This window comes from Flavobacterium plantiphilum (assembly GCF_046000495.1).
Classification (GTDB): Bacteria; Bacteroidota; Bacteroidia; order Flavobacteriales; family Flavobacteriaceae; genus Flavobacterium; species Flavobacterium plantiphilum.
On record NZ_JBELQA010000003.1, the window covers coordinates 266,980 to 274,529 of the forward strand.

Here is a 7,550-nt window from a genome sequence, read left to right on the forward strand (position 1 = left end):
TTATATTTTATTTTTTAATATTCGGTTTGCCAGATCAAAGTAAAATGAAGTTACGCTTGTTGATTCATTACAGTCTGTTATAGTGTTTAAATGATCATTCAGAAAATGCTGGTGTAAGCTTCCTTCTACTATTGTTGATGCCAGACTTTTTGGGTAAGGATAATCAGGATTAGCTTCCTGAATAATGCTGGCTAACTGATTGATTATTTTTTTATAAACAAAAAAATAGCCGTCTTTATTTTCTTCATCGACATCTTTAGTATAAAGTGTTTTATTGAATTCAGCTATGATAATTTTATTTAAAACAGATTCGTTAATATGTTTGGTACTATCGTCATCTTCAATTTTTTCTGTTATTACGGTGATAGCTTTAGCTAATTTTTCATCTGGGTTCCGGATGTTGTTGGTAGCAAAGATAAGTTTGTATTCCATCCATCCCCAATACCATGCGGATAAATAAATAGCCAGTTTGTGTTTGTTTTCAAAATAACGGTAAACAGAACTTTCATTAGACCTGATTCTTTCTCCAAGTTTTTTAAAAGTAAAGTGTTCTAATCCAATTTCATCAATCAATAAGATGCTGTTTTGGATTATTTTCTTTCCCAACTCGGAAGTTTCAGGGTCTTTAAGGTATAGTTTTTCGTTAACTATTATTTTGAAATTATCCAACAGATTATTCATTGACAATTTTTTTTATACAAATTTAATAGTGTTACTTTTAATTTTGGGATTTTAACATTTAATTATATCAAAAAGCAGCTAATTCTAATGTTATTCTAATGTTGGAAAAATTTCATAGCGTTTTTGTAACTCAATGATTGATAATTTGATTTGAAAAAGAAAAGTGTCTGGAAAGAAATTAGTAAATTAGAGATTGTAAAAAATTAAAATAGAATGGATAACAATCATATTAAGAAAGAAGATTTAATTAAAATGAAGAGTATTGCTCTTTGTGTTCTGGGGGCAGCTGTGATTTGTTTTTTCTTAGGATTTTATTATAAAATAGGCTGGTTAAAAGCTTTTAGTGAAGCAGCAATGGTGGGCGGAATTGCCGACTGGTTTGCTGTTGTGGCTTTGTTTAAACACCCTTTAGGAATTCCGATTCCGCATACTGCTTTAATACCTGATAATAAAGATGCTATAGGGCGGAACTTGGGGACTTTTGTTTCAGACGAATTTTTAATTAAGGAAAAACTCGAAGTTAAACTGGACGAATTTGATTTTGCAGCAAAAGCAACTAATTGGTTGAAAGAGGAGAAAAACGCTGCCATTATTTCCTCATTAGTCGTAGAGAATGTGATTCCCGGAGTTTTAAAAACAATAGATGATACAAATGTAAAAGAGTTCATTCAGCAACAATTTCACATTAAATTGAAGCAATTGAATTTTGGTGAGTGGATTGCAATAGGTTTGGAATCTTTGTCAAAAGATGATAAACAAGCCCAATTGATAAGCAATGTACTTAGTATTCTGTCAGCGGAATTAGAAGCAAACAGAATGGAAATCCGGGAAAAAGTTAAAAATGCTACGCCCTGGTATACGCTGGGTGTTGCTGATAAAAAAATTGCCGATGGCGTTTTTAAAGGACTTTATGAATTTCTCGATATGGCAAAACAACCGGAAAGTTCTATTCGGAAAAAAATTAATTTGTATGTTCTTAATTTTATTGAAGAGTTAAAAAAATCTCCAGAAATGCAGCAAAAAATCACTACTGTAATTCTTGAATTTACTCAGAAGGATGAAGTTCAGGAATACATAGGTTCGATTTGGCAGGAATTAAAAAATACTGTTCTTACTGATTTAGAGAAAGGAGAGGGTTCTGAAATTAAATTAAATTTAACCAGTATGATTCGGAATTTTGGTTCGAATATTCAAAATGATGTAGTGATGACTACTAAGATTAATAACTTTATAAAGATTGATTTGTTGTGTGTTTTGATTCGAAATAAAAAAGCTATTGGAGATTTAATTGCAACTTCTGTACAAAGCTGGGATAAAAAAGAAATAGCTGATAAATTAGAGTTAGAGGTTGGAAAAGACCTTCAGTTTATCCGGATAAACGGAACCGTTGTAGGTGGGATTGTAGGTCTTATAATTTATTTTGCGGAGCAATTACTATAACAAAAAAGCTGTTTCAGATTTTTGAAACAGCTTTTTTTTGAATTATTTTACTGAAATTATTTCACCAATAAAGAATGACTGGACATAACAGCAGGTTGTACTACTTTCATTAAGTCTAAAATGGTTGGTGCAATATCACCTAATACTCCGTCATGAACCTTAATTTGGTCATTATCAACTAATATAAAAGGTACAGGATTAGTTGTGTGTGCTGTATTAGGACTTCCGTCAGGATTAATCATGGTTTCACAGTTACCGTGGTCAGCAATTACAAGTGTAGAGTATCCATTTGCAAGGGCAGTAGTGATAACTTTTTCGACACATTTATCTACGGCTTCGCAGGCTTGAATTGCTGCTTCCATAATTCCGGTATGTCCTACCATGTCTCCATTGGCAAAATTAAGACAAACAAAATCTACCTCTCCTTTCTCCAGTTCAGGACAAAGTGCATCGGCTAATTCATAAGCACTCATTTCCGGTTTCAAATCATAAGTGGCAACTTTAGGTGAATTTCTAAGGATGCGGGATTCTCCTATAAAAGGAGTTTCTCTTCCTCCGGAGAAAAAGAAAGTTACGTGTGGATATTTTTCTGTCTCAGCAATACGAATTTGTTTTTTACCCGCTTTTTCTAAAACCTCACCTAATGTTTCCGTGATATTATCTTTATTGTAAACTACTTTGACATTTTGATACGTTTCATCATAATTGGTTAATGTAACATAGTACAAATTCAATTTATGCATGTTTTGTTCGTGGAAATCCTGTTGCGACAGCGCTTCGGTCAATTCGCGGCCTCTGTCTGTCCTGAAATTAAAGAATATCACCACGTCATCTTCCTGAATGGTTGCTAACGCCTGATCTTTTTCGTTAACAATAACAACAGGTTTGATAAATTCATCAGTTATATCGTTTTGGTAGCTTGCCGAAATTGCAGCTACAGGGTCAATTGCTCTTGCACCTTCACCATTTACAACCAGATCATAGGCAAGTTTTACTCTTTCCCAGCGTTTATCACGATCCATTGCATAATAACGACCAATCACTGAGGCAATTTTTACAGGTGTATCAGCAATATAATTTTCTAAATCCTGAATATATTGTTTTCCTGATTTAGGATCCACGTCTCTTCCGTCAGTAAAAGCGTGAACATACACCTGATTTAATCCGTAATCCTGACTAGCGTCTATTAATCCACGTAAGTGAGAAGTATGTGAGTGAACACCTCCATCGGAAACTAATCCTAAGAAATGAACTTTTTTATTGTTATCTTTTGCGTATTGAAAAGCATCTTTTAATACCTGTTCCTGAGCCAGAGTTTTATTGGCTACGGCCAAATTAATTTTAGCTAAATCCTGATAAACAATCCTTCCGGCACCAAGATTCATGTGTCCTACCTCGCTGTTTCCCATTTGTCCTTCCGGTAAACCTACATGTAAACCATCAGTTCTAAGTTGTGCGCTGGGATATTTTTTATAAAGATTGTTTATAAAAGGAACATTTGCATTATCAATTGCAGATACTTTAGGGTCAGGTGATTTTCCCCAACCATCTAAAATCATTAAGATTACTTTTTTGCTCATTAGTTTTTAATTTTCAACAAAGATAAATTTTTTCTAAAATCTTCTCTACGAATTAAACGACTATTATCTGTTTATAAATTATGCAACGATAAAAATGAAGATTTTGTTGTGAAACGCTTTCTTTGTTGAAATAAATGTATGCTAGAATTTGTTTTTTATACTATTGTAATCCAAAAAGTAACGCAGGCTTACTGAAAAAATATTTGTCATATTAGCATTAAAAATGGTTTTAATGTTTCTGTTTAAATTTCTTTCCACAGTATTTGTTTCTTCCTGCGCATAGTTCCTGTACAATACCGTCAACTGACTTCCAGGAGCAAACCACCAGGAATAAGATAAATCGATGTTCCAAGAATTAAAATTCCTGTTTTTATTACTGTCAAAGCCATTATTTGGTGCTAAATAACCGTTTTTTTGTAAACTGAAGAACTCTTTATTGTCAGAATAAGACCAGTAATAGCGCGCAATGAGGTTGATAGTCATTTTGTTGTTGATGGAATACTTTCCGCCAAAATCATTTTGAAGTGTTTCTGTATTTCTTCTGGCCAGAATAATATTTGAACCATCTGTAGCTACCCAGCCAATATCATTATCTTCATGATTGTAGTCTAAATGATAAGATAAAGAGAATTTGTCGTTAAAACGGTATTTGGGTCCGGCATAAATTCCATAAGTAAATCTTCCTTTTTCATAATATTTTGTTCCTGATAAGGTAACATCAATCGTTAAATTATTGTTTCTGTTAGATTCTACACCCATATAACTGTAGATTCTTTTGGGTATGTAGACGTAGCTGCCTGTATGCCTGGCTTCATAGAAATCAAAATTCTCAAATGGAGTTATAAAAACGGCAGTTTCAAAATAATGATTGTTTAATGTTGTGGCTTTGACTAATGTTTTGTACCAGAATTCCTGTAGTTTTCCTGTAGTATTTTGTATCTCTGCATTGACTTCCTGTTCAATAGCAAAGGTGTTAAAAAATCGGGTTGGGTTTAGTATTCTGTAACTCGCATTGGCGTAAGCGTTATGATAATTAGTGTAAAAAATAATTCCTAAGTCATTTACATCATAATCTTCAGAAATGTATTTTCCGGTTAGAATGTACCTGTATTTGCCACTTGTCTTTGCAAATGTAAGATAGGTTTTAAAACCGTTGTAATCCTGAATGTCATTAATAGTACTGTATTTGAAATCTCCTGAAAGATTATAAGAGTTTGCTTTTGTGTTTAAATCGAATATTAATCCGGTAACATTTCCATCTCTGAAACTGCCGTTTCTGGAAGTATTTGTATTAATAAGTGAAATAGAGGAATTTTTCCTGAACCGCTGATCGAATACTAAAATGTTGTAATTTGTCAGTGGCTCAATCACTTCTTTTCTGGACTTGTTAGTAGCTGTGTTTTTTATTGTTGCAAATGTTTTTTCGGTGACGGCATTTAAAAAACCAATTCCCAAACCATTTTTAGTTCTTCCGGATATTTTAACAGCATTTATTAAATCTACACTGGCAGGATAATTAGTTATTTCTTCATTTTCATTTAAAAATGGATTTTGTGTTGGACTTCCGCCAATTCTTCGGGAATAAAACAGATTTCCTATATTGAATAAGTTAGTTCCTTCGGTAAAAAAAGGCCTGTTTTCATTGAGTTGTTGTTCGAATGGTTCTAGATTCAGGATAGCATTATCAAATTTAGTTTGTCCAAAATCCGGAACCAGAATGGCGTCTAAAGTAAAAGCATCATTAATTCCGTATTTTATATCCAGTCCCGCTTTAAAGGTTTTGTCATTATTCGTGTTGTCTTTCTGGTAATAAGCAGATGTGTAAGGAATCAGAAAAAGGCGGGTGGGCGGATGTATGTTTTCAATTCCTTCCACTTCTCCCGATTGTGTCAGGACGGCACTAATTTTAGTATTAATGTGATTCCAGGTAAATTTCTGGTTTCTTCGCTTAATTTCCCGCATAAAATTAATGCCCCATTTTTGTTTTTTGTTTTTTGGAAAACGTATAGCGGCATAGGGAATTTTCATTTCCACTGTCCAGCCCGAAGGGGTTATTTTTACATTACTTTGCCAAATAGCATCCCAGCTAAAATCCTCATTGCTTTCGGTAGCCAGGCAGTCCATTTGCGTTCCGGAAGCACTTACATAAAATCGATAATCCTGTTGTCCGTCATTAAAACCATTAATGTAAACTGCAAAATGATCAGCTACACCAAAAACATCTCTTTCTGTTAGTTCCCGTTGAATTTTATCCGCTTCATTGTCATTTAAAATAGCTGAAATATAGATAGCTTCATTGTCATACAGAATTTTTACCTCTGTTTTTTTTTCTTTTTCGATAGGCTTTCCGTTATCCGGAAAAAACATAATAAATTGTGAGGCTGTTTCAGTATTGTTTTTCCAGTCCTGCTCGTCAGGTTTTCCGTCTATTGCAATGCTCCCTTCTTTGGATTTTGCTAAAATGGTTTTCTTTTGAGCATAAATACTAAGGTTTAGCAGCGTGAAAAAGCAATATGTTAATAAACGGAAAGGCTTCATGTATGGATAAGATGTAAGGCAAAAGTAATAAAATAAGGTTAAATTAACAATTCTTTAACAGCTGGTTTTGTGCTTAAATAGCTACTAATAAGTTAAAATCCTCTTATAGTGACTGTTTTGATTTTTTTTAGAGTTAATTTTTTTTACTTTTGGCGTCAATTTATTCCGTATAATTAAATAATAATCAATGATTTACAAGAAGCTTACAATCTCTTTTATTTTTGTTTTTTTATTAATGTCTACAAATGTGTTTTTTTCCAGATCAAACACAAATTCCAAAATTTTAAAAACTAATGTATTGAAGGTCAATACAGAATTGTCAAATGTTGACGAAATCTATAATGACTTAAATTCTGCAAATTTTAGCTTGCCTAATTTAGAAAGCTTTAAAGAAGCTTTGGTGGGTTTTAATAAGCTAAAAGATCAGGGAAAAGTTACTAAGAATATAATTACGCTGATTGATTTTAGCCTGTCAGCAAATACTAAAAGACTATGGGTGATTGATTTAGATACCCGTACGATTTTGTTGCATTCTCTTGTAGCCCACGGCAGAAATACAGGTCAGGAGTATGCCAATAGTTTTTCTAATGCAGCAGAATCTTATAAAAGCAGTTTAGGTTTTTATCTCACTGCCGAAGTATATAACGGTAAACATGGTAAATCCTTAAGGTTAGACGGAATTGAGAAAGGTATAAACGACAATGCCAGAAACCGTGCGGTTGTGGTTCACGGAGCTAATTATGTTTCGAATTCTTTTATTCAAAACAATAAAAGGTTGGGAAGAAGTCTTGGATGTCCGGCTGTACCGGTAGAAGTTACTAATAAGTTGATAGAGACTATTCAAAATAAAACCTGTTTGTTTATTTACTATCCGTCAAAATCGTATAAGCAGTTATCGCGTTTGGTGTCTTAAATAATGATAATGGTTTTGCCCGTAATATAAAAACTAAAAAAAGTACTGAGGTAACAATTTAGTTTTAAAAATGTTAGGGTTTAAATGAGTTTTTAAATAAAAATTATGCTCAAAAAATTTGTTTTAAACTTAACTTATTCTTTATATTTGCAGCATAATTAATGCGAAAGTAGCTCAGTTGGTAGAGCTCCAGCCTTCCAAGCTGGTTGTCGCGAGTTCGAGCCTCGTCTTTCGCTCTTAAAAACCAAAACCTTAAAAGTTTTGGTTTTTTTAAAATAAAATTTGGAGGTGTCTTTATAATTTGTATATTTGCACCCGTTATGCGAAAGTAGCTCAGTTGGTAGAGCTCCAGCCTTCCAAGCTGGTTGTCGCGAGTTCGAGCCTCGTCTTTCGCTCTT

General features: G+C 33.3%; 5 protein-coding genes and 2 tRNA genes. 4 read left to right on the forward strand and 3 right to left on the reverse strand.

Annotation, left to right across the window (positions count from 1 at the left end; all coding sequences use genetic code 11):
* Entirely contained in the window at window positions 1-681 is a 681-nt protein-coding gene (locus ABS764_RS06560; protein ID WP_408081001.1) for a TetR/AcrR family transcriptional regulator, read from the reverse strand.
* 213 nt (window positions 682-894) lie between these two features.
* Between ABS764_RS06560 and ABS764_RS06565 the strand changes: the two genes are divergently transcribed.
* The gene (locus ABS764_RS06565) at window positions 895-2,121 is read left to right on the forward strand and encodes a DUF445 domain-containing protein (protein ID WP_408081002.1); all 1,227 of its coding nucleotides are present in this window, start codon (window positions 895-897) and stop codon (window positions 2,119-2,121) included.
* Window positions 2,122-2,177: 56 nt separating this feature from the next.
* On the opposite strand, the gene gpmI is transcribed toward ABS764_RS06565, so the two are convergent.
* A complete protein-coding gene (gpmI, locus tag ABS764_RS06570) occupies window positions 2,178-3,701 on the reverse strand; it encodes a 2,3-bisphosphoglycerate-independent phosphoglycerate mutase (protein ID WP_408081003.1) in 1,524 nt (507 codons plus the stop codon).
* Window positions 3,702-3,842: 141 nt separating this feature from the next.
* On the reverse strand, window positions 3,843-6,239 hold the full coding sequence (locus tag ABS764_RS06575; RefSeq protein WP_408081004.1) for a DUF5916 domain-containing protein: 2,397 nt from the start codon (window positions 6,237-6,239) through the stop codon (window positions 3,843-3,845).
* Between the two features lie 298 nt (window positions 6,240-6,537).
* On the opposite strand from ABS764_RS06575, the gene ABS764_RS06580 reads away from it, so the two are divergent.
* The 3 genes from ABS764_RS06580 (at window position 6,538) to ABS764_RS06590 (ending at window position 7,547) form a co-directional block, all read left to right on the forward strand.
* Window positions 6,538-7,152 carry a murein L,D-transpeptidase catalytic domain family protein gene (locus tag ABS764_RS06580; protein WP_408081005.1) on the forward strand — a complete coding sequence of 205 codons (615 nt, stop codon included), beginning with the start codon at window positions 6,538-6,540 and terminating at the stop codon, window positions 7,150-7,152.
* Between the two features lie 163 nt (window positions 7,153-7,315).
* Window positions 7,316-7,388 (forward strand) — tRNA-Gly (locus ABS764_RS06585).
* An 86-nt stretch (window positions 7,389-7,474) separates the two neighbouring features.
* Window positions 7,475-7,547 (forward strand) — tRNA-Gly (locus tag ABS764_RS06590).
* The last annotated feature ends 3 nt before the right edge of the window (window positions 7,548-7,550 follow it).

Excerpts from the sequence above, each read along its gene's own strand:
- ABS764_RS06560 (WP_408081001.1), bottom strand. The coding sequence starts at position 681 with ATGAATAATCTGTTGGATAATTTCAAAATAATAGTTAACGAAAAACTA.
- ABS764_RS06565 (WP_408081002.1), top strand. The coding sequence starts at position 895 with ATGGATAACAATCATATTAAGAAAGAAGATTTAATTAAAATGAAGAGT.
- gpmI (WP_408081003.1), bottom strand. The coding sequence starts at position 3,701 with ATGAGCAAAAAAGTAATCTTAATGATTTTAGATGGTTGGGGAAAATCA.
- ABS764_RS06575 (WP_408081004.1), bottom strand. The coding sequence starts at position 6,239 with ATGAAGCCTTTCCGTTTATTAACATATTGCTTTTTCACGCTGCTAAAC.